Source organism: Hoeflea sp. 108, assembly GCF_000372965.1.
Classification (GTDB): Bacteria; Pseudomonadota; Alphaproteobacteria; order Rhizobiales; family Rhizobiaceae; genus Aminobacter.
Map to the genome: position 1 here is coordinate 3273921 of NZ_KB890024.1, position 21427 is coordinate 3295347.

Genomic DNA, 21427 nt, shown 5'->3' on the forward strand with positions numbered 1-21427 from the left:
GTTTCGCTTGTTCTTCCAACGTGCCGCCAAAAGGCTCCGCTTCGGAGACAGCCGCCACGGATCCGCCGCCGCTTGTCCTGGTGTTCGCGACATCCGGACCCGCCAACGGTGCGCCGCCGGCCGAACCTGCTCGCCATGACCGACACTCACGATCCTCATCTTCAGGCAGACAATTCCTCGAGCAACGGGCCCTCGAGCCGCTGGCCGCTCGTCCGCTGGTTTGCCTCGTCTGCAACCATGTCGGTGCCGCAAGCTGCCGGACCTGTGGCCTTTTCGCTGCTGGCACTGGCCATGCTCGGCGACGCCAAGGGCGGAGCCGCCATCATCCTGGCGATGACGCTGGCGCAGGTGGCCGGCGCAATTCCGATCACGCGACTGGGCAGGAACCTGCCGAGCGCCACCTTCCTCAGGCTGCTGGTGGGATTTCGCAGCATTGCCCTCGCCGGCATCGCGCTATGCGCCTACTATCAGGCCTCCTTCGTCTGGCTCGTGGTGCTGGCAGCGCTTGCCGGATCGGTGAACGGGGCCGCATTCGGCTATCTGAGGTCGCTGCTCAACCACTTCACGCCCGCCTCGCGCCTGCCGCGTGCCCTGGGCATCGCCTCCACGCTCAACGAGCTGACCTTCGTGCTGGGGCCTGTCGTGGCATCGGGCCTGGGCTCCATATCGCCGGTGTTCGCGCTGCTGGCGATCACCGCACTTGGCGCGATACCGGTCCTTCTGGTCCCGCAGGCAGACATGGCAGATGTCGCAGAGGTTTCGCGCGCCGACGGCTCCGTCTTGAACCCGTCCATATTGCTGTGGCTCTGCTGCGCTGCAGCCGGCGCCTCGACGGTTGCTGCCATCGAGATCGGCGCCGTCGCCCTGGCAATGCAGTTCGGCTACGAGCCGGCCCTCGCCATCCTCTTTACCGTGCCGCTGTGCCTGGCCTCGGTCGCCGGCGGAATCTGGGTGAGCGTCCGCAACCGGATGGCGAGCAGACGCGCCGTCATCGTCCAACTGTCGGTGATGACGCTGGGGGCGGCCCTTGCCGCGTTTGGGCCCTCCATCGTGACGACAGTGGTGGGAGCAATGCTCGTCGGTTTCGTGCTGGCGCCGCTTGGAACGCATTATGCCCTTGTGCTCGATCACCTGGCGCCGCCACGAAAGCGGCCCGAGGTCTTTGCCCTTTTGCGCACCGCAAACGCGACCGGCGTCATTTTCGCCAGTGCCGTCATGACGGTCATCTCGCTGTCCGGCGCCCTTTTCGTGGTCACCGGCGCGATGATCGCCGTGACGCTGCTGGCCGGGTTCGCGCCCGTGGCCGCAGCCCGGCTGCCTGGAAGATGAACGCCTGAAGCAATTCCAGGAAAACTGCGCAGCGGTTTTCCATGATTTCGCCTCAGGGGTGCGCGCCTGACATTGGTCGAGAGGCCGGCAACCTTGACGGCGCCGGGCGTGGCAGTCTCTAGTCAAGGCACGCTCGGCTGACAGAAAGGCGCTCTGATGGAAAAGATCATCCTCGACTGCGATCCCGGGCACGACGACGCCATCGCCATCCTTTTGGCGGCGGGCAATCCAGCCATCGACCTTCTCGGCATCACCACCGTGTCGGGCAACCACACTGTCGAAAACACCACGCGCAATGCACTGTCGGTGTGCACCGCCTATGGCATCAAGGTGCCGGTTGCGAAGGGATCGCCAGGTCCTGTTATCAGCGATCAGGTCCTGGCCATCGAGATCCACGGCGACAGCGGGCTGGACGGGCCGGTGCTGCCACCTGCCTCCTTCGAGCTCGACAAGCGTCATGCGGTGGATTTCATCATCGACACCGTCATGGCGCATGAGCCAAAGACGGTCACGCTCGTGCCGGTGGGGCCATACACCAACATCGCTCTTGCTGCCCGCAAGGAGCCGCGCATCGTCGAGCGGGTGAAACGGGTCGTCGCCATGGGCGGCAGCTATACGCGCGGCAACATCACGCCCGCCGCCGAGTTCAACATCTATGGCGATCCGGAAGCCGCCGACATCGTGTTCCGCGCCAACTGGGACGTCACCATGGTCGGGCTCGACCTCACCCACCAGGCGCTGGCCACCCCGCAGCTTCAAGACAGGGTGCGCGCCGTCGGCGGCCCCATCAGCAAGTTCATCCTCGATATCTGGGCGTTCATTGCCACCACGCATGGCGGCCTCCTGCAGATCGAATATCCTGCCGTCCATGATGCCTGTTGCGTCGCCGCCATGATCGACGCCTCCGTCTTCACCACCGAAAAAGCGGACATCCGCGTCGAAACCGCCGGCCGGTGGACAAAGGGCATGACCGTCTGCAACTTCGAGAAAATGGGCGGCATGCGCCATTTCGGCGGCACCGCCAGCGAGCAGGTCAACTTCCGCCACACGGTCGCGATGCAGCTCGACCATGCCAAATTCTGCGACCTGATCGTCGACGCGCTGGAGCGCCTCACCGCCCGCAAGTCATGACCGGTCCTCAGGGCGCGGGGCAGCTGGCAGGCCGGATGCGGTCCGGCAGCTTCAGGCGTTCAAGCTTCGGAAGCGGCCAGCTGGTGGCGGCCCCCTCGCCTCTGAAGGTCTGATGGCCGGCAGCCCGCGTCACCACCCGGAGCGACGAGGACGGCAACACGATCCGCGCCGCGGCAACGACCTGATTTATCCGCGCGAGGTCAGCCACACCCCCACCAGCGTCACAGCCAGCCCCAGAAACATGGCCGGGGTCAGCGGTTCTGCAAACAGCGCCCAGGCCCACAGCATCGTCACCGGCGGGCTCAGATATATGGCCGCGCTGACCTTCGCCACCGGGAACATGCGCAGCATGGTGTAATACACCGAATAGGCGGCAAAGGTAGAGATCAGCACGAGCCAGACCATGCCGATGGCGAACTCGCGCGTCATGGGCGGGGCGATCTCTCCTTGGGCGAGCGCGCAGATGCCGAACAGCACAGCGCCTGTCAGCGTGTGGATGCACAGGCTTTGGTGCACCGGCATGTTCAGCGTTTCGCGCCCCCTGCGCAGAACCGACGCAAAGGCGAACACCATCATCGAAGCGATGGTCAAGCCGTAGGCCCACAAGGGAGCGGTGCCGAAACTCAAGCTGTCGAAGGACACGATCAGCACGCCCGCAACGGCGATGGCGGTGCCCAGCCACTGCCGTCCGGTAAGCCGCTCGCCCAGGAGCGGTTGAGCCATGACCGTGATCGCCAAAGGCACGAGATCGGAGATCAGCGCGACCAGCCCGGTCGGCACGCGCTGCTCGATCGCCACCGCAAAACCGCCCAGATAGATGAAAACGGCCATGACGCCGAACCCGACCTGGGACATCACGGCGCGCAGACGCATCCTCGGCCCGAAAGCCAGGGCAAACGGCAGCAGCAACACCCCCGACAGCAGCGTGCGCCAGAACAGCAGCACGGCCACGCTCGCCTGTTCGCTGGCATAGCGGACGCCGACGAACCCCGAACTCCAGCCGATCACCAGCAGCGTTGCCATCAGGGGCCAGAGAAAGCGGGACCGTGTCGGGTCCGTGGAAGACAGGGAAAGATCGGTCATGGGAAGCCCAGATGGATATCATCCCGGGTTAGCCGTTCCCTTGATGGCGCGCACATGACAAATTTCGATCAGGCGATGACATTCATTGCCGAACGATAATCGTTTCTTGCAAAAATACCGTCCGAAGATGAATGTAATCCCCGTCAGAGGTGAATTGGCGTCGAGGCCCGGAATGAACGAGATCAATGCGAGGCGACTGGACATCGACGCGCTGCGCGCGCTTCGGGCGGTCAGGCTCCACGGCGGCGTCACCCGGGCTGCCGAGGCACTCGGCCTGACGCAATCGGCCGTGAGCCACAAGATCAAGCGCATGGAAACGAGCCTTGGCTGCCAGTTGCTGGACAGACGGCCCGGCGGCGGCATGTTTACCTCAGAAGGAACGGCGCTGCTCGACTACGCCGCAAAGATCCTCGACCTGCACGACGAGGCGCTGATCAGCTTCGCCAGGTCGGATCTGGCCGGTCGGATCCTGCTGGGTCTCACCGAGGACACCACATGCTCGGACCTGTCGCGCATCCTCGGGCGCTTCCGGCGCCAGCATCCCCATGTCGCGGTGAGAACGAAGGTTCGAATGAGCCTGGTTCTGCGCGCGATGCTCGAGCGCGGCGAGATGGATGTGGCCATCGTGCAGGTTTTCGCCCATGAGGTGCGCCCGACCGACCTGGTGCTGTTTCGCGAAAACCTGCACTGGGTCAAATCCCGCGAGCTGCTGCTGGATCCTGAAGGAGCGATCCCGTTCCTGTCCTTCGACGACGACTGTTTCTACCGACGCTGGGCAATCGACATTGGACAGGATGGCGGTGCGGAGCTGGAAACCGTGTTCGAATGCTCAAGCGCCGCAGGCATTGTCGCTGCGGTCAATGCCGGACTGGGCGTCGCACTCCTGAGTGACCGCCATCTGCGTCCGGACATGGAGATCCTCGACAACAGCCTTCCCGCGCCCCCACAGCTTGTCTACGTGGTGCGACGGGCGAAAAAGACGAGGAATCCCGCCCTCGAAAGCCTGATCTCCGAGATTGAGACCGAGGTCAGCCGCTATGGCAAACTGGCATTGGCAGGCTAGCCAATTCCTGTTCTCCGCCAGGAGGGTGAATGCTCTTGCTCGCGCCACAAACAGACGTCCGGCAGGTGCGGACAACAAGCTGCTGACGCTGACTATGCCGTGCGCAAGTCGAATGACGTCACACCAAGAAGAACAGCCAGCCATGGCATGTTCGTGCTCACAATATAGCTAATCTGCTTTTTTGGTCTTCCGCGAATTGGCTGACGAACGGGGATTGACTTGAAGGTCGATAGCGATAGGTTGCGCCCGTCAAGGTTCTGTCACGACGGCCTGCGCCAACGTGACAGCTAAGAGGGAATCCGGTGCGAAACCGGAGCTGACCCGCAACTGTAAGCGGCGAGTTGTTACGCCAACGACGTCACTGGCACTTCGGTGCTGGGAAGACAGGCGAAACAGCGATGAACCGCGAGCCAGGAGACCTGCCTGACTGCTTAGGTTCCGTGGTCGGGGTGTGCCACAGGAGCGCGCGCTGTCGCGGCTGCCTCCGGCATGTCTGCGCGGCCACGTTTCCATATCCCCGCTCGCATCAGGTCGGGGATTTTTTCGTTGGAAACAGATTTTCCTTTTTCGAACTCCAAACTCAAGCCGGGCAAAGTGGCGTCCGGGCGGGCCGTATTGCTGGTCGCAAAGTCGGCATTTGCAGCGGCTCCGCATGCCGAAATGCAACGCATGGCGGCAATGGCTGCATTGTTACAGGGGGTAGCTACGGCGGTTGCCTGCTATTCCGAGCAGGGTCAGCCCTCGCTGCGCGACGCGCTCCTGTCATTGCGCGGCGGGCCTTATGAAACCATCATCGTGGTGCCGCTGGTTCTTCCGCTGGAGCCAGGATTCCTCAACTGGATCACACGCTCGCTGAAGCGCTGGCAGTCCGAACATCCAGGTGGGTGGCCGCCGATCCGGATATCCCGCGATATCGCCCAGAGCCTCCATTTCGAGCCCTTGCTCGGGGCTCTCATCAACGGTGCTTCTGCCGAGCCTGCAATTCCAACCGACGATCCCGTCAAGCAGGAAGGATCGCTGGTGCCGGCGCAGAAGCGACGAGTCCTTGTCTGCGAAGGCGGCGCCTGCAACGCGGCCGGCGCACACGCGATTTGGGGCCACCTGCGCAACGTGCAGGAAAACCGCAAGCTGCGCACGACCGGCGACGGCACGATGACCGCCAAGGCGACATGCCTCGGGCCCTGCAATCTCGCGCCCGTGCTCCAGGTCTTTCCCGAAGGCACCTATTACGGCGGCGTCACCGAGACGGCGGTCGACCGTATCGTCGAGGAACACCTGCTCGGCGGCCGGGTCGTCGAAGATTTCGCCTACCAGCCGACGGGCCGCAAACAGCGGCTGCGTCTCGTGGCCAAGAATTCCACATCTACAGGAGAGTAAGATGAACTATCTTTCGCGGACCGCATTGGCCGCGCTTGCCGCCACCTGGTCGACCTTCGCCTTGCCTGCTTTCGCCCAGGAAGCGGCGCCTGCGGACGAGCAGGTCTTGCGGCTCGTTACGGCAAACATGCCGCGCTCGCTCGACCCCATCAACATCGATGCCCAGCGGATCATCAACAACGGCTTCGCCGAGCCGCTGGTTCATGCCACGCTCGACGGCGCCAACCTCATCCCGGCGCTCGCCAAAAGCTGGGAGCGGGTTGAACCGACCTTGTGGCGGATCGAGTTGCAGCCGAACGCCAGGTTCTGGAGCGGCGCGCCCGTCGATGCGGCGGCCGTCCAGGCATCCTTCGAGCGACACCAGGCCAAGAACACCCGCGCGGCCTCGATCCTGCGTGGCGCGACGTTCAAGGCCGTGGGTCCAACCACGCTTGAAATCCGCACCGAGAGGCCGGACCCGGCATTCCTGTTCAAGACGGTCACGATCGCTGTGCACAACGCCGCGCGCGCCGAAGAACTCGGCGATCGATACGCGCTGGAGGCCGACCTCTCCGGCTACTTCAAGCCTGCCGAGTTTGTCCCCGGCGAGCTCGTGGTGGCCAAGCCGTTCGAGGGCTACTGGGGCGAGCAGCCCAAGCTCCAGCGGCTCGAAGCCCGTTTCGTCGTCGATCCGCAGACCCGCTATCTGGCCATGCAGTCGGGCGAGGCCGACATGGATGCCAACGTCCAGTTCGAGCAGCGCCGCGCCTATGTCCGCTCCAAAGACTACAAGTTCCCTGTCGTCAACGCGAGCAACTGGAACATCTGGATGAACTACCGCAACCCTCTGCTTCAGGATGTGAAGCTGCGGGAAGCACTCAGCCTCGGCACCGATCGCAACGAGATCGTCGACGGCGTGATGGCGCCATTTGCGACGCACTCGACCGGGCACTTTCCCGCCGGCCTGCCCTACGCGATCGAGACGAAGCAGGTCACCGACCCTGACCGCGCAAGGGCGCTGCTGGACGAACTCGGCTGGAAGCCTGGCGCAGACGGCATCCGCGAGCGTGACGGCAAGAAGCTCGAATTCACCGTGTTGACCTATGGCTGGTGGCAGACCGTCGCCGTCGCTCTTGAGGCGCAGTGGCGCAAGATCGGCGTTTCCGCCAAGCTTCACGTGGTCGAGCCGACGGCCTCCAACCAGATCATGCTCGACGGGGCATTCGACATCGCAACCTACTGCTCGTGCGGCACAGCCACCGGCGACCTCAACGGCCAGCTCTCCAGCTTCTACCGTTCGGACGCCGTGCAGAACTGGCAGCGCTACGCGAACCCTGAGGTCGACGCGCTCATCGACCAGCTGCGCACGGAGGCCGACACCGACGCTCGTTTTGCCTTGGCAAGGCAGATTCAGGAAAAAGTGATGGCCGACACCGCGCTGATCTACGTCGCCAACGCCGAACTGATCGGCATCGCGCACAACAGGCGCGTCGCAGGCGTCGACGTCGAGCGTCCGCGCGACATCACGCCTTCGATGTATATCGCGGCGGAGTGACGAATGCTCGGCTACGCGCTCCGACGCGCCCTGGCCGGGCTTTCGGTCCTGTTCGGGATAACCGTGGTCGTCTTCCTGATGCTGCGGTTCATCCCGGGCGATCCAGCCACGGCGGTGCTGCTGACCATGGTCGAGCCCGGCCTCGATTCCGCACAGATCACCCAGCGCGATATCGATGAGCTGCGCGACCAGATGGGCCTGAACGCCCCTCTGCCGCAGCAATATGTGACGTGGCTCGGACGCGTGGCAACGGGCAATCTCGGAACCTCGCTGCGCAGTCGCCAGCCCATTGCCGACGAGCTGGCGGCTCGCCTTCCAGCAACGCTGAAACTCGGAGGTGCCGCACTTGTGGTGATGTTCGTCATCGCCATTCCAAGTGGAATCCTCGGCGGCCTCTATGCCGGGCGCACCACCGATCACGTGACCCGGGTGCTGAGCCTGGTCGGCGAGTCCCTGCCGAGTTTCTTTCTTGGGGTCCTGCTCATCTATCTCTTCGCCATCACGCTGGGCTGGCTGCCGGCCATGGGCGGCAGGCGGCCGGAAAGCATCATCCTGCCTGCCGTCACGCTCGGCGTCGGCATCGCCGCGGCGACCTCACGGCTTCTTCGCGCCAGCCTGCTCGACACCCTGTCGCAGCCCTACATGCTGATGGCCGAAGCAAAGGGCATGAAGCGGCGCACGTTGCTTTTCCGTCACGCCCTGCGGCCGGCGCTGATACCGGTGATCACCGCTGCCTCGCTTGTCGCCGGCGGCCTGCTCGGCGGCACCGCCGTGATCGAGACGGTCTTTGCCTGGCCCGGAGTCGGTCGATACATGGTCGAGGCGATCGGCGGCCGCGACTATCCCGTCATCCAGGGCTTCACGCTGCTGATGGCGAGCCTGTTCGTGATCATCAATTTCGCCGTTGACATTCTCTACCGCTTCATGGATCCGCGGGTCCGCATCGAAGAGCACGGCAATGTCTGACCGCGTTCTGCGTCGCTTTGCGAGCGGCCTGCGCCGCGACCCGGTCGGCATGCTTTTGCTGGCCATCGTCGTTGCAATGCTGGCCGCAGTGCTCGCCGCACCTCTCATCTCCGGCCTGAGCCCTGTCGACACCGACTTCAAGCGGGTCCTCGTGCCGCCGAATGCCGTCAACTGGCTCGGAACGGACGATTTCGGTCGCGACGTCTTCACGCGGCTTCTCCACGGCGGCCGCACCTCGCTGACGGTGGCGGCCATTGCCGTGCTGATTGTCATGTCGATCGGGGTCACTGTCGGCATCGTGGCCGGCTATTTCGGAGGCGTGGTCGACCTCGTCCTGACCAAGATCATCGATGTGCTGCTCGCCTTCCCACGGCTGGTGCTGGCGATCGCCGTCGCCGCGCTCATGGGCGGCGGCATGGTACCGCTCACCATCGCCATTTCGGTCGTCGCGTGGCCGGCCTATGCCCGCATCATCCGTGGCTTCACACTTCAGCTGGCGCAGGAGGGATATGTGTCGGCCGCACGATGCCTGGGAACACCGACCTGGAAAATCCTGACCGGCCACATCGCCCTGAACCTGACCGGGCCGATCCTCGTTCTGGCGATGCTCGACATCGGAAACCTGATCCTTGCGGTCTCCGCACTCTCGTTCCTCGGCCTCGGGGTGCCGCCTCCTGCGCCTGAATGGGGCGCCATGCTGAACGAGGGTCGTGGCAGCATGGAGATCGCGCCCTGGCTGGTGCTCGCACCGGGCATGGCAATCTTCATCGTCGTATTGGCTGCCAACTATTTCGGCGACATCGTGCGCGACAGCGTCGAGGGCCGCCCCGTCCATGGCCCGCGCAACTGGCTGCGTCTCCCGCGCTGGGGCGCCAGCCGTCCCCTGCATGCGCAGGCCATCGTCGCCTCATACGAGGCGTCCCCGGATGCGGCCTCCCCTGCCCTTGATCTGCAGGCTGTCCGGGTCGAGGTCGTCGACCCTCGGTCGCCTTATTTCGGCCGGCCCATCCTCAATGAGGTGAGCCTGCGTGTCGGGCGCGGCGAAAGCATCGGGCTGATCGGCGAAAGCGGCTCCGGCAAGAGCACGGTCGCTGCCCTGGCGCTCGGCCTGACAAGGCCCCCGCTGGGCCTTGTGAGCGGCCGTGCCGCCCTGTTTGGCCAGGATACGGCTCCCTGGTCCTGGGACGATTGGCAACAGGTGCGCGGGCGGATGGCCACGCTGGTCAACCAGGATCCTCTGGCCGCCCTCAACCCCGTGCTGCGCATCGGTGACCAGATCCGCGAGGTGATGCAGGTTCACCTTGCCCCCTCCCCAGCAGCGATCGAACACAGGCTGAGCGAGGTACTGGACGAGGTTCAGCTGCCCGCGCGCGTCCTAAGGCAGTTTCCGCACGAGCTCAGCGGCGGCATGCGGCAGCGTGTCGTCATCGCGATGGCAGTCGTCAACAGGCCAAGGCTGCTCATTGCCGACGAACCGACGACGGCGCTCGATGTGTCGACCCAACTCCGTATCCTGGACCTGCTTCGCGACCTGCAGGCCCGTTACGGGCTTGCCCTGGTTTTCGTGTCGCACGATTTGCGTGTGGTCTCGCGCGTGGTCGATCGCGTGGCGATCATGCGAAACGGCACAATCGTGGACAGCGGCCCGACCGCAAAGGTGTTCGCAGACGCGTCCCATCCATATACGCGTGAGCTGCTGACGGCGGTGCCGGGCCGCCGGCTCCGCTCCGCATCTTTGAGCGAGACATGACCATGCTGTCGGTAGAGCAGCTTTCCAAACGCTATAAGGACAACAGGGTTCTGACCGATGTCTCCTTCGCAATAGGCCGCGCCGAGATCGTGGGGCTCGTCGGACAGTCCGGTTCAGGCAAGAGCACGATTGCCAGGTGCATCCTCGGCCTTGAGCGGCCGGACAGCGGTCACCTGCGATGGCATGGCCAATCGCTTGCCGACGGCATGGTGCGCCGCAGGGCCCGCCGCAGCATGCAGGCTGTATTTCAGGATCCGAGGTCCAGCCTCAACCCGCGCTGGACCATCCGCAGGATCCTGTCCGAGCCGCTGGTCAACTGGCTTCCCCGGGAAGGAGCCGAGGCACGGAACGAACGCCTTTGCCGCCTGCTCGAGCGTGTCGCGCTCACCGCCGACCTGCTCGATCGCCATCCGCACGAGCTCAGCACAGGCCAGTGCCAGCGTGTCTGCATGGCCCGGGCGCTTGCCCCGGAGCCTGAGCTGCTGGTGCTGGATGAGCCTCTCTCTGCGCTCGACGTCTCGGTTCAGGCGAGACTGATCGACTTGCTCCTCGACCTCCATCGCACGTCTGGCATCAGCTATCTGCTCGTTACCCACGACTTCGGGGTGGTTGCAGACATCTGCCAGAAGATCGTCGTCCTGGATCGGGGCCAGGTTGTGGAAGACGGCAAGGTCGACACGGTCCTGTCGCAGCCATCCCATTCATACACGCAGACGCTGTTGCGCGACGTGCTGCCGATGCCGCAATGGAGCGTCAGTTAGGAAGCTGCGGGCTTCGAACGCCTGGCGATCAGGCCAAACCATCGCCGGTCATGGCGAGGTGGTCAATCGGGACAATTCCCGTTCCGCCTCGGCGCGGTCGGGATCATAGACGAAGCCATGTCTGCGGCCGATTTCCTTGCGCGCCTCCAGAAAGATCCGGCCGATCTCGAAAAGGCGCTGGGTCGGCATCAACAGCAACCGTCGGCGATCCCTGGTGTCCGGCGTGCGCACCAGCGTGCCGGATGCAACCATGTCGTCGATGTGCCGGGTAATGGTGACATTGCTGGTGAAGGCCTCGAAATAGGTCGCCACCTCCTTCACCGTCAATATTTCGCCCTGCAGCCATTTGTGACCGATAAGGGTGAAGATCATGTCCGCCTCGAAGATGCTGCGCCATGGATGCTTGAGGAAGCCGCTCTTGATCATCTGCCTGCGAAATTCTGCCCGGTATTCGAGCCATGACACATCCGAAGCGAGCACGGCACGATGCTCCTGATCGAGCGCTACCTCCGAATGCCGGTCGATCGACAGCACTTCATCAAAGACTTCTTTCGGTGGCAGTGGTGCTTTCCTGTTCCCCATAAGACGATTTTCCCCGTTACCGCTTGGAACTGTGTCTATTCTTCAAAAGCCGGGCATGGCAACCGCCCTTCCATGCGCTTCGCCAGCCATGTGGCACAATGAAAAACGCGGTCCCCGTGGTCAGCTGCCTGGCCCCATCTCGCTGCCGCAGTATCGGCCTGGTCTCTCCCAAATTAGCAGAAGAATTGTAATTGATTGGCCCTTCGGCCTCTCCACGGGGCCCGCTATAGCCTGATGGGATCAGTCGTCGTTGCCAGGCTTGCTGCGGCTCGGAAGACGAGCCGTCAAAGGAGCATCCGGCACATCTGCACCTGACGACAGGGCAGGACGACGAACATCGTCGGATGCTTCAAACCAAACCGTGGGAAGAGTTGTAATGAAGACCAGATGGCTTTTTGCTGCTGCGCTGTGCCTGCCTGTGATGGGTTGCACCAGCAGCGATGCCCGCATGACTGCGTTGCGGACCGACATGGCCAGTCGCCAGGCGAGCGCCGAAATGGCGGCCCGCCGTCCCGGTGCCACGCCACAAGATATTGAACGCGCCAGGGGTTTTGCCTCCGCGCAATCGTGCATCGACCAGCTTCAGGCGCATTCGCGCGCCGTGCAGGCACAGGAAATGGCGGTCAGGGGCGCAACAGCAGCCGTCAGCGTCGCCGGACCAGGTGGCGCACTGGCCGCTCGCGCCATGGGGCCGGTGAACAGCATGGCGATACGCGGCCAGGGCAACTACAGCGTGGCCTGCTACTAGGCGATATCGGATTTGAGGTGTTTGTCGTCATGTATTGCAACGGTCGCATCGCCTGCGTTGTTCTCGCATCACTGGCAGTATTTCAGCTATCTGCATGTCAGAGTTCCCAATCCAGTTTCCAGGGCTCGAACTTTTCTGATGAAACGAGAGCCTTGGAAAAACAGCTCAATGCGGAAGCTGCGGCATTTGGCGCAGCCCAGGGCGCGACAAGCCTCGCCGCATCCGCCGATCCGACCGGCATATCCAGTTTTATCAAGGCTCCAGCTGGACTTGCTGCACGAAACGCATTGGCCAGAAGTGCCGATGCGCGCATGGATGCCCAACTGGCCCGCGATGAGCAGGCTCTCTACCGACGCTATGGCATGAACCCCGACGGCACGCCTTCCGGCAAGAAGCCCGGCGCCGGCAACTGAAACAGGCCCTGCTGCTGTACAAGGCCGGCCCCTTCTCCACGATGACCGATCAAGAGGCCGAACGAACATTTACAGGCTACCCGCCGCGCAGCCTCCGCCGCCCTGACGGCCGCCGGACTGACGGCCGCCGCGTCAGCGCTTCCAGAAATCGCGGTGAGGCGCAAGCAGCTCGTCCTCGATCTCGGGGAACGGACCGAATACTTCGACGTCCTTCTGGCCGGAGGCAAGCACCGTGCGGGAGGGAAGGCTCATCGTGGGGTTTTCGGGATGGTCGCCAGTCAGTGCAAGGAGTTTGGTCTCCTCATAGCCGTAGACAAGCCGGCCTATGTTTGCCCAGTAGAGTGTGCCTGCGCACATCGCACAGGGCTCCCCCGTCGATACCAGCGTGCAGGTCCAGAGAAATTCCGGCGAATAGGCCGCCGCCGCCCGCCGCGCCAGCTCGCTCTCCGCATGATGCACCGTATCGATGTTGCCTTGGCGCATGAGGATCCCGTCGTCGGGCCCGACCAGCACCGCACCGAAGGGATGATGACCATGGGCAGCGGTGGCGCGAGCAACATCATTGGCTTCACGGATATGGGCGATCATCTGTTCTCTGGTCATGGCAGAATCCCCTCCTATTTTTACGGGCGGCTGGCTGCTCTTCCAAATGGCGACAAGGGCTCTACGATGGCGGCGACGGCCACCTGTCCACTTTCGCCGCCTACCTTTTCACCACAACGTCCAGGTGTCGATCCTCGCCTTTGCACTGGGCTGCGCGCTCGCCGTACCCACGGCCCTGCTCATGCTGATGAACGGGTGCATCCTCGGCGCGATGTTCTATGTCTTCTGGGCGAAAGGTCTTGCATACGAATTCGGCGCCGGGCTGTTCATTCACGGCAGCACCGAACTCTTCGCCATTGCATCGCCGGAGCTGCCGGGATGCGCATAGGCACGCGCATCGCCTTTCCCGGCCGGCTGTCGATGGCGTGCCCACGCTCGTCATCGCAGCGCTCCAGCCTGACGCCTTCTCCGGCGACCAGACAGCCGCGGGGCACACGGCCGGCGACCATGCCCACGCCTCCGAGCATGGCGAATCCGGCAGCTTCGAGTTGACCTCCCTGATCCTGCCGAGCGCAGGCCTTGCAGCGCTGCTCGCCATAGGCATCTGGCTGTTCTGACGGCAACGCGACGATGCCTGACAGCTGCAGGCAGGCGGCATTTGCGATAAAGGTGTCGGCAGGCGCCGATGCGCTCGGCCTTTTCCGGCGTCCCCCAGTCTTTTCCCCGTCCAAGGTGGAGATCGTGGGCATAGGGCCGAGCCGAAGCCGCCGAGCCATCGAGCATGGTCGTGCGGTCCGTCATTCACCGACCTGAGCAAAACCCGCCGCCGGTGCGTTCGGGATATGGTGAAGTCAGCTGTCGCGCTCCATACTCGGGCGACTTTTGCCGCGAGGCGACTCGCATGCATGAACGGGGGTCGACCGAACCATGAGCCCAATCTGGCAATCGCTTTTGGCCAATCTCGCCCTTGTCTCGATCCTGATGGTCGCATGGGACCTGATTTCGGATGTGACCGGCAAGCTTTCGAAGACGGCCCAGTCGCTGGCTCTCGGCGCGGTGATGGGAGGCGGCGCCATCATTTCGATGATGCTGGCGCTGCCCATCGCATCGGGCTTTATCCTCGACCTGCGCTCAGCCTTCATCGCATCGGCAGTCTTTTTCGGCGGATTGCCGGCAATGGTGGTGACGACGGGCGCGGCAATCGCCTTTCGCGTCCATCTTGGCGGACAGGGCGCGGTGCCCGGCCTGGCGGGCATCCTCATTGCCACGGTCGTCGGCCTGGCCTGCCACCGGGCGGTCAGGTCGCGCCAGCGGACGACGATGGATATCTTCGGCCTGGCGGTCGCCGTCGCCATCGGCAGCCTGATCAGCCTGTTTGCCTTTCCGTCGGGAGCGAGGGGCGATCTCATTGCCCGCACCGGCATTCCGCTGGTTTTGTTCGCCTTCATCAGCCCGGTCATCATCGGCGTGCTTCTCGACCGGCAATTGAGGCGGCGCGAACTGGCCGAGGCCAACAGGATTTTCAGCGCCATGGTCCGCGAATTGCCGGACTGTCTCAACGTCAAGGACGTGGACGGGCGCTTCGTTGCCGCCAATCCGGCCACGGCGGCCCTGATGCGCGTCGGCTCCGTCGAGGAACTGATCGGCAAGACGGATTTCGATTTCTTCCCGCCTGAGATGGCCGCCCAGTTCCGCAAGGACGAGGTCGCGGCCCTGGAGAACGATGAAAGCGTGCGGGTCGACCAGCAGGCCCTGCTCGCCGACGGCGCGCCCGGCTGGCTGTCGACGCTGAAGGCGCCGTTCAAGGACGAGGCCGGCCGTGTGGTCGGGATCATCACCTACAACCGCGACGTGACCGAACAGAAGCGCAGCGCCCAGTTGAAGAACGAGTTCATCTCGACCGTCAGCCACGAGTTGCGCACGCCGCTGACCTCGATCCGCGGCTCGCTGGGGCTGATAGCGGCGGGCGTGGCCGGCGAACTGCCGCCCAAGGCGGCAAACCTCGTCAAGATCGCGCACACCAACAGCGAGCGGCTGGTCCATCTCATCAACGACATCCTCGACATGGAGAAGATCGAGTCGGGCAAGATGACGTTCGACATCAGGCAGATGGCGGTCCGGCAGGTGCTCGAGCAGGTTGTTGCGGCGAGTGCGAACTATCGCACCGACATGCAGATCAGGCTGGTGCTGATCGACGATGCCCCGCGTGCCGAAGTCCGGGTCGATCCCGATCGCCTTCACCAGGTGCTGGCAAATCTGCTGTCCAATGCGATCAAGTTCTCGCCCGCCGGCGAGACTGTCACCGTCAGGCTGGCCCGCCTGAGGGAAGGTACGCTTCGCATCTCGGTGATCGACAATGGCAGCGGTATTCCCGAGGCGTTCAGGGGCCGTATTTTCGGCAAGTTCGAGCAGGCCGACGGATCCAACACGCGGGAAAAGGGCGGAACCGGGCTGGGCCTCAGCATTGCCAAGACCATCGTCGAAAGGCTCGACGGCACGCTGACCTTTGAAACGGAGGAAGGCAAGGGAACGTCGTTCCACGTCGACCTGCCTGAGGCCAGGCCGTCACATGCCGCGCCGAAGCCGATCGCGACCATGGGGCTAGACGACCATCGAACCCGGGTACTGGTCTGCGAAGACGAGGCCGATGTCTCGACCGTCATCGCCGCCCTGCTCGATGCGGAGGGTTTCTCCTGCGACGTCGCGCCCGACATCGCCTCGGCGAAGATGCTGCTGCGGTCGCGCAACTATGCGGCGATGACGCTGGACATCAAGCTTGCCGGCGAATCCGGAATCAAGCTGTTCCACGACATCAGGGCCTCCGAGGTCAACGCCGACATCCCGGTGATCGTCGTTTCGGCAGTTGCCGACGAGGCCAGGCGTTCGATCAACGGCTCGGCGGTCGGCATCATCGACTGGCTCGAAAAGCCCGTCGACCCCAACCGTCTCCATTCGGCGCTCGGCAAGATCGTGATGCGCCGGACTGACAAGCCCAGGATCCTCCATGTCGAGGACGACGAAGGCGTGCTTGCGGTGATGTCCGAGGGGCTCGGGCCCGACGTCTCGATCACCTCGGCAAGGACGCTCGGCGAGGCGCAGCAGGAGATTGCCCGCGACAGCTTCGACCTGATGATTCTCGACATCGCATTGCCCGATGGATCGGGCCTCGACCTGTTGTCGAACCTGCCTCCCGAAACGGCTGTCGTGGTGTTTTCGGCGGCCGAGTTCGACCAGACCTTGAGCGGACGCGTCAAGGCGGTGATGACCAAGACCAAGGCGTCGGAGGTCGACGTCGCCCGGCTGGTGAGGAGCCATCTTCCCGCAAGGCATGTTGCCGCCGCGCGCCCCCTCGCAAGCCCCCTCGCAAGCAAGGTGAAATGATGTCCGCCAGAATTCTTTACGTCGACGACGAAGACGATATCCGCGAAATCGCCCAGATGTCGCTCGAACTCGAGCCCGGCTTCAGCGTGCGTCAATGTTCGTCGGGCAGCGAGGCGCTCGGCGAGGCAGCCGGATGGCAACCCGACCTGATACTGCTCGACGTCATGATGCCGGAAATGGATGGCCCGGAAACGTTGAGGCGATTGGCCGAGCAGCCCTCGACGGCTGCAATTCCGGTCATCTTCATCACGGCCAAGACGCAGCTGCACGAAGTCGAGCGCTACCGGTCGATGGGCGCCATCGGCGTCGTGGCCAAGCCTTTCGATCCGATGAAACTGGCAGCCGAGGTCAAGCAGCTGCTCAATGCTCATGACGGCAGGACATAGCGCAGCCCAACGCAAAGGCAGGTGGTCGCCGATCGTCCTGGGCCTTGCCCTCCATCTGCAGGTTCTGACGGGAGGCGGAACGGCCATGGCTGACCAGCGCGATCCCATCTGGATCTACAGCCTGGGCAAAGTCGATGCCGTGCCCGATCGCATCGAACTGGTGGGGCGCATGGTTGGCGCGACATTCGTTCCCAACGAGGCCTTGTTGCCATCGCACGAGCCAGCGGCGGCGGCACCACGCCCCTTCCCGCTCTCGACAAACCTCCTGGCGCAGATGAGCGTCCGCCCCTTCGGCGTCGAGGAGCGGGCCAGCGCGACAACGGCCCGCGGCAGAACCACGATCTCCTGCGCTGCCGGCTCCAGGCCTGCCGGCGTCGTTCTTGCAACGCCGGCTTGCGGTTTCCACGCGCCATGACGGGCACGCTCGAAATCGAGGGTGTCGGCGAGAACGTCGCCTTTGCCATGGTCGAGGCTGGTCGCGACGCGGAGACGACCTTCCCGTCGAGACCGGCGGAGACGAAATCGGCCGGGGCGAAGCTGGCGGCCATCCCGTCGGCTGCATGGCCGGGCAGCGGCAAGGCGGAACTGGTCGTCGTCTGCCCGGCCGAAGCTGCGGCAGTGTCGATATCCGCCATCCGCATCGTGCCGCATCCCATCAGGCAATCCCGGGGGATCGGGACATGGCTCTGGGACCTGACGCCCTGGCTCGACCGACCCGAATTGCTGGTGGCGGCGGCTCGGACATCCGGTGTCCGCGACCTGTTTCTCCAGCTTGGCGTCGACGACGCCGGCGTGGTCGCCCCTGCCAGGGTCCGGAACCTCATGGCGACGCTGGCGGCGGCCGGCATCGCCCCGCATGCGGTCGAGGGCGACCCCGACATGGCGAGCGCCGCAGGCCGGGCCAATGCGCTGCGGCGTGCAGCCGTGCTGCGTCAATTCAAACGCGCGGGAGCGCCTGTGCGCTCGTTCCAATATGACATCGAGCCGTATCTGCAGCAGACATACCGATCGGATCCCGCTTCCGGCTGGCGGGAATGGGCAGTGACGGTCCAGGAGCTCTCCGGGGTTCTCGGCGAAAACGTCGCCGTGGTCGTGCCCTTCTGGATGCTCGACGAGCCATCCGGCAAGATGGCCCTGCGGCAGGTCAAAAGCGCGGTCTCCAGCATCACGGTGATGGCCTACAGGACGGATGTCGAGGTCGTCGAACAGATTGCAATCGGCTGGCTCGACTGGGGCAGCGAAATGGGTATCCCGATCGACATTGCCCTGGAAAGCGGCCCGTTGCCGGAAGAAATACACCGGATTTACAATCGCAGCGCGAGCGGAGAGCTGGTGCTGGACCGATCGGGGCGGCAGGTTGAAGCGATACTGTTAAGCACTATTGTCGCCGACAGCTATGCGAAGCCCGTTTACTCATTTAACCATGAGTTTCAGGTCGAGCCATCACGAATCAGCTTTCTCGGAAATCGGGATGCGATCGATGCGGCGCTGGCGAGGCTCGAGGGACATTTGGGTGCGTGGGCCACATTTGGCGGAATGCTGGTTCACGATCTGATCACTCCGGGGGGCTGAGCGCAGGAATTGCCGGAGAGGACGTGTGGACGAGGCCAGAGCTAAAGTATTGATCTGCGACGACGACCCCCTGCTTCTGGAACTCATCCAGTTCCGGCTGCAGGCGCGAGGTTATGACGTCGTCACCGCGGAAGACGGACACGAAGCGTTGGCCAAGGCGCAGTCGGAAAGACCCGACCTGGTCGTGCTCGACGCCATGATGCCGCGCGCCGACGGGTTCGAGGTTCTGGCCCGCATCAAGGGCGATCCGGCCTTGAGCGCCACGCCGGTGATCATGCTCACGGCCCGCAAGGGCCAGAGCGACATCGTCTCGGCGCTGGAGACGGGAGCGGACGACTACCTGGTCAAGCCATTTATCCCTGAAGAGCTGCTGGCGCGGTTGTCCCGCCTCATTGCCCGCAAGGGCGGAGGCCGTTGATGCGCGGCCGCCGGAGCATCGCCTTCGCCTTGACGTTGCTGGCTGCTTCCGGTCTTTCGCCTGCCGCCCTCGCCCAGACGCCGGACGATCTCTACGCATCGGCGGTCAAGGCCAGGCAAGAGCAGCGTTTCGACGACGCGGTCGATGTTCTCAACCGCCTGCTCACCATCAAGCCCGACGATTCGGATGCCCTGGTGCAGATGGGCTTCGCCCAGCTTGGGCGCAACGACCTTGCCGAGGCCCGAAGCGCATTCTCGAGGGCGCTGGTCGTGGCCCCCGCCTACTCCGATGCAAGATTCGGCCTGGCCGAGGTCGAGTTTCGGTCCGGAAACCTCGATGCCGCACAGTCCCTGGTCGAGCCGCTTGCGGCCCAGCAGCCGGGCAATGCCGACATCGCCGGTCTCATCGCCAACATAACGAAGGCGCGCGCGGCGGCCGAAGTTGCGGCCAGGCAGCCGCCCGCAGCCGCCACGGCCAGGAAGAGACCGGCGGCAGCGAAGCCCGACCCCGTCGCCGGGCCAATGGCGGAGGGCCGGCGGCTGCGCCTGCAGGGGGACTTTGCCGGTGCCGAACAGGCCTATCTGCGCGCCCTGAAAATCGAGCCGCGCAACACCGACCTGCTGGTGGCGCTGGGCCTGGTCAGCGGCAACCAGCAGAAATTCGACGCCGCCGCCCGCTACTTCGACGCCGCGCTGGCCATTCGCCCCGATCTCGTCGACGCCCGCCTTGGACAGGCGCGTCTCGCGCTGTGGCAGGGAGACCTGAAGCAGGCGTCGAGCCTTGTCGACCGGGTGCTGGCGTCATCGCCCGGCAATGTCGAGGCGCTTGCGTTGAGCGCGCGCGTGGCGCTCGACCAAAAGGATTACGAACGCGCCGGCCAGATCTTTACCCGGATACATGCATCCGCCCCCGACAATGCCGAGGCCATCGTCGGGCTTGGCGACGTTCGCAGGGCACAGGGAGACGAAGAAGGCGCAAGGGCTGCCTTTCGGCAAGCACTTGCGCTTGAGCCCGGCTCCCGCGACATCGAGCAGCGGCTTGCCGCGCCCGCCCCCAGAAAGTGGCGCCTCGATCTCGGCACCGAAGTCAGCGCGCTGACGTCGGGTTTGGGCAGCTGGACCGACAGTTCGATCGGCCTTTCATATCGCCTGACGCCGGACACCACGCTCGGCGGGCGGACGCGTGTCGCAACCAGAAATGGCGCGACTGACATACAGCTCGAGGCGCGCCTCGAGCATGTGTTTTCCCCTGTCTTCTCCGGTTATGGACTGGTCGCGGCGACACCCGATGCCGACTTCCTGGCGCAAGTGTCGGTCGGCGGCGGCGCGTCCTGGCAGGCGCTGGGCAAGGAAGGCGATTTCGGTCCCCTGCTGCTCAATATCGACGCACGATACGACGTGTTTTCCGACAGCGAGGTCACCACCCTGTCGCCCTGGCTGCAGACCTATCTTTTCGACGGCAAGCTGGGCCTGTCGGCGCGCTGGATCCATGCCTTCGATGACGCCGGAACGAAGTCGGACGGCTATGCCCTGCGCGCCGATCTTGCGCCGACATCCCATATCGGCCTGTTCGTCGGCTACAGCGATGCGCCCGAGATTTCGGAGGGCAGCCTGGTCGGCACCCAGACGACCTTTGCCGGCATCTCCTGGAACGTCAGCGATGATCTTACCTTGCACGGCAGCGTCGCGCACGAAAAGCGCCCGACCTTCGACCGGAACATCTTCGGCCTTGGGCGCACAGGTGACAAGGCAAAACGTCCGCAACAGCTCGCCGGTCGCGGGATTGCGCCAGTCGTCGTAGACGCCGGCCAGCGCGAAGGGCGAGCCATCTTTCATGGCGATGGCGTAGGGCTGCCTGTCCTTGCCGGTGCCATTGATGTCGCGCCACTCAAAATAGCCGTCGATCGGTACCAGGCAGCGCCTGGACGCATAGGCCCGCTTGAACATGCCGTTGGTGGCGATGCTCTCCGAACGTGCGTTGATCGGCGGCGGCCGCCCGGAACTCGCCTCTTTCTGCCAGGACGGGATCAGGCCCCATTTGGCCGAGACGAACATCGCGCTGCCCTTTAGGGCCTCGTCCGGCACGATGATCGGATAGATCAGCGTCGGCGCACCATTGTAGCGTGGGAAGGCATTGCCGAGGCCGGCCACGCCTGAAGGGTCGGCGAAGCTGAAGCCACGCACCAGCTCGGCAAGGGTCGACTTGACGAAGACGCGACCGCACATGGCGCAACTCTGCCGCCTGACGGAAGGCTTGGCAATGCCCAGGCCTCCTCGTGGCCACCTCGTGGCAATGCAGCAACACCCGCTCCAATTTCCACAACCTATTAGAGCATTAGGATATTGCAATTCATCTTTTCGTGCGTAATTTGCCGACCAATGGCAAGGGGA

General features: G+C 64.1%; 20 protein-coding genes, 2 pseudogenes and 1 riboswitch. Of the genes and pseudogenes, 18 read left to right on the forward strand and 4 right to left on the reverse strand.

Translation table 11 applies throughout. The features are described from left to right. Positions 1-135: 135 nt before the first annotated feature. Together B015_RS0116230 and B015_RS0116235 are read left to right on the forward strand one after the other, a co-directional pair. Positions 136-1329, forward strand: a complete 1194-nt coding sequence (locus B015_RS0116230) for an MFS transporter (RefSeq protein WP_157632759.1) — start codon at positions 136-138, stop codon at positions 1327-1329. Between the two features lie 156 nt (positions 1330-1485). Continuing rightward, positions 1486-2460 (forward strand): nucleoside hydrolase, encoded by a 975-nt coding sequence (locus B015_RS0116235; RefSeq protein WP_018428778.1) that lies wholly within the window; start codon positions 1486-1488, stop codon positions 2458-2460. Between the two features lie 186 nt (positions 2461-2646). Here B015_RS0116235 and B015_RS0116245 read toward each other — a convergent pair whose 3' ends face one another. Further along, on the reverse strand, positions 2647-3543 hold the full coding sequence (locus B015_RS0116245) for a DMT family transporter (RefSeq protein WP_026227358.1): 897 nt from the start codon (positions 3541-3543) through the stop codon (positions 2647-2649). Positions 3544-3715: 172 nt separating this feature from the next. Between B015_RS0116245 and B015_RS0116250 the strand changes: the two genes are divergently transcribed. The 6 genes from B015_RS0116250 (at position 3716) to B015_RS31065 (ending at position 10994) form a co-directional block, all read left to right on the forward strand. Next, complete coding sequence (locus B015_RS0116250; RefSeq protein ID WP_018428781.1) at positions 3716-4606, forward strand: LysR family transcriptional regulator; 891 nt, start codon at positions 3716-3718, stop codon at positions 4604-4606. Positions 4607-4841: 235 nt separating this feature from the next. Beyond that, a riboswitch (cobalamin riboswitch) is annotated at positions 4842-5048 on the forward strand. A 218-nt stretch (positions 5049-5266) separates the two neighbouring features. After that, complete coding sequence (locus B015_RS0116255; RefSeq protein ID WP_343122982.1) at positions 5267-5983, forward strand: (2Fe-2S) ferredoxin domain-containing protein; 717 nt, start codon at positions 5267-5269, stop codon at positions 5981-5983. Between the two features lies 1 nt (position 5984). Continuing rightward, complete coding sequence (locus B015_RS0116260; RefSeq protein WP_018428783.1) at positions 5985-7517, forward strand: ABC transporter substrate-binding protein; 1533 nt, start codon at positions 5985-5987, stop codon at positions 7515-7517. Between the two features lie 3 nt (positions 7518-7520). Then, positions 7521-8483 carry a nickel ABC transporter permease gene (nikB, locus tag B015_RS0116265; RefSeq protein WP_018428784.1) on the forward strand — a complete coding sequence of 321 codons (963 nt, stop codon included), beginning with the start codon at positions 7521-7523 and terminating at the stop codon, positions 8481-8483. Further along, positions 8476-10233, forward strand: a complete 1758-nt coding sequence (locus B015_RS31060; RefSeq protein ID WP_018428785.1) for a dipeptide/oligopeptide/nickel ABC transporter permease/ATP-binding protein — start codon at positions 8476-8478, stop codon at positions 10231-10233. The genes nikB and B015_RS31060 overlap by 8 nt, the downstream gene beginning before the upstream one ends. Beyond that, positions 10230-10994 carry an ABC transporter ATP-binding protein gene (locus tag B015_RS31065; protein ID WP_018428786.1) on the forward strand — a complete coding sequence of 255 codons (765 nt, stop codon included), beginning with the start codon at positions 10230-10232 and terminating at the stop codon, positions 10992-10994. The genes B015_RS31060 and B015_RS31065 overlap by 4 nt, the downstream gene beginning before the upstream one ends. Positions 10995-11042: 48 nt before the next feature. Here the strand turns inward: B015_RS31065 and B015_RS0116280 are convergent, their stop codons facing one another. Then, the gene (locus B015_RS0116280; protein ID WP_157632761.1) at positions 11043-11576 is read right to left on the reverse strand and encodes a MarR family transcriptional regulator; all 534 of its coding nucleotides are present in this window, start codon (positions 11574-11576) and stop codon (positions 11043-11045) included. Between the two features lie 376 nt (positions 11577-11952). On the opposite strand from B015_RS0116280, the gene B015_RS0116285 reads away from it, so the two are divergent. Continuing rightward, positions 11953-12324, forward strand: coding sequence for a hypothetical protein (locus tag B015_RS0116285; protein WP_018428788.1), 372 nt, complete (start codon positions 11953-11955; stop codon positions 12322-12324). Between the two features lie 17 nt (positions 12325-12341). Then, positions 12342-12737: a hypothetical protein gene (locus tag B015_RS0116290; protein ID WP_157632762.1), complete on the forward strand. Its 396-nt coding sequence runs from the start codon at positions 12342-12344 to the stop codon at positions 12735-12737. A gap of 132 nt (positions 12738-12869) precedes the next feature. Here the strand turns inward: B015_RS0116290 and B015_RS0116295 are convergent, their stop codons facing one another. Next, positions 12870-13340 carry a nucleoside deaminase gene (locus tag B015_RS0116295; RefSeq protein ID WP_026227359.1) on the reverse strand — a complete coding sequence of 157 codons (471 nt, stop codon included), beginning with the start codon at positions 13338-13340 and terminating at the stop codon, positions 12870-12872. Positions 13341-13464: 124 nt separating this feature from the next. On the opposite strand from B015_RS0116295, the gene B015_RS33860 reads away from it, so the two are divergent. From B015_RS33860 to B015_RS31075, 8 genes and pseudogenes are all read left to right on the forward strand, one after another. Continuing rightward, the gene (locus B015_RS33860; RefSeq protein ID WP_026227360.1) at positions 13465-13668 is read left to right on the forward strand and encodes a stage II sporulation protein M; all 204 of its coding nucleotides are present in this window, start codon (positions 13465-13467) and stop codon (positions 13666-13668) included. A 37-nt stretch (positions 13669-13705) separates the two neighbouring features. Beyond that, on the forward strand, positions 13706-13897 hold the full coding sequence (locus B015_RS33865; protein WP_018428791.1) for a hypothetical protein: 192 nt from the start codon (positions 13706-13708) through the stop codon (positions 13895-13897). A 310-nt stretch (positions 13898-14207) separates the two neighbouring features. After that, positions 14208-16661: an ATP-binding protein gene (locus B015_RS31070; RefSeq protein WP_040456282.1), complete on the forward strand. Its 2454-nt coding sequence runs from the start codon at positions 14208-14210 to the stop codon at positions 16659-16661. Further along, complete coding sequence (locus B015_RS0116315) at positions 16658-17047, forward strand: response regulator (RefSeq protein ID WP_040456283.1); 390 nt, start codon at positions 16658-16660, stop codon at positions 17045-17047. Before B015_RS31070 ends, B015_RS0116315 begins: the two co-directional genes overlap by 4 nt. 85 nt (positions 17048-17132) lie before the next feature. Continuing rightward, positions 17133-17462 (forward strand): hypothetical protein, encoded by a 330-nt coding sequence (locus B015_RS0116320; RefSeq protein WP_157632763.1) that lies wholly within the window; start codon positions 17133-17135, stop codon positions 17460-17462. Beyond that, positions 17459-18619: a hypothetical protein gene (locus B015_RS0116325; protein ID WP_018428795.1), complete on the forward strand. Its 1161-nt coding sequence runs from the start codon at positions 17459-17461 to the stop codon at positions 18617-18619. Before B015_RS0116320 ends, B015_RS0116325 begins: the two co-directional genes overlap by 4 nt. A 25-nt stretch (positions 18620-18644) precedes the next feature. Continuing rightward, positions 18645-19037 (forward strand): response regulator, encoded by a 393-nt coding sequence (locus tag B015_RS0116330; protein ID WP_026227361.1) that lies wholly within the window; start codon positions 18645-18647, stop codon positions 19035-19037. Positions 19038-19237: 200 nt separating this feature from the next. Beyond that, positions 19238-20710: pseudogene (locus B015_RS31075) on the forward strand (YaiO family outer membrane beta-barrel protein); the annotation flags it as partial. 51 nt (positions 20711-20761) lie between these two features. Here B015_RS31075 and B015_RS33870 read toward each other — a convergent pair. Continuing rightward, positions 20762-21262, reverse strand: a pseudogene (locus B015_RS33870) (SOS response-associated peptidase); the annotation flags it as partial. Positions 21263-21427: the final 165 nt, after the last annotated feature.